At 69.5% G+C, this 581-nt stretch carries 1 protein-coding gene; it reads right to left on the bottom strand.

From position 1 onward, the window contains the following. Nucleotides 1-581, bottom strand: a 581-nt coding sequence (locus tag ON21_RS03850) for an AMP-binding protein (protein WP_039795370.1), incomplete at both ends; no start/stop codon positions are given.

Raw genomic sequence — 581 nt, 5'->3', positions numbered from 1 at the left:
CGCGCTCTGGTTCGTCATGATCGTGGCCTCGGTCGGGCCATAGGCGTTGAAGAACTCACGACCGTCGGACGCCCAGCGCCGCACCAGTTCCGGCGGGCATCCCTCACCGGCCGCGACGACGACCCGCAGGTCGTCGAGCCCGGCCGGATCCAGCGACGTCAACGCTGCCGGAGTGATCACGGCGTGGGTCACCCGCTCGCGGCGCAGCAACTCGGTCAGCGCCGAGCCGCCGTAGGCGCCGGGTGGGGCGATCACCATCGTGGCGGCGCTTCCCACTGCGAGCAGCAACTCCCAGACCGAGGCGTCGAAGCTCGGCGATGCGAGCTGCAGCGTTCGCGAATCCGCCGTCACCGCATAACGTTCCCGCTGTTCGCGAGCGAGCGTGGCCAGTCCGGCGTGCGTCACGCTCACGCCCTTCGGTGCGCCCGTGGAGCCCGAGGTGTAGATCAGGTATGCCGGGTGCTGCGGCCGGAGCACGGCGGTGCGTTCGGCGTCGGTGATGGGTTGGGTGTCGGTGTGGGTGGTGGTGGTGTCGAGGGTGATCCAGTGGATGTGTTGGGGGAGGTGTTGGTGGTGGGTGG

It is taken from the genome of Nocardia araoensis NBRC 100135, from assembly GCF_000308435.1.
In the GTDB taxonomy this organism is placed as follows: Bacteria; Actinomycetota; Actinomycetes; order Mycobacteriales; family Mycobacteriaceae; genus Nocardia; species Nocardia araoensis.
Note: the sequence above shows the minus strand (reverse complement) of the source record. Positions and strands in the feature narration are given on the sequence as shown.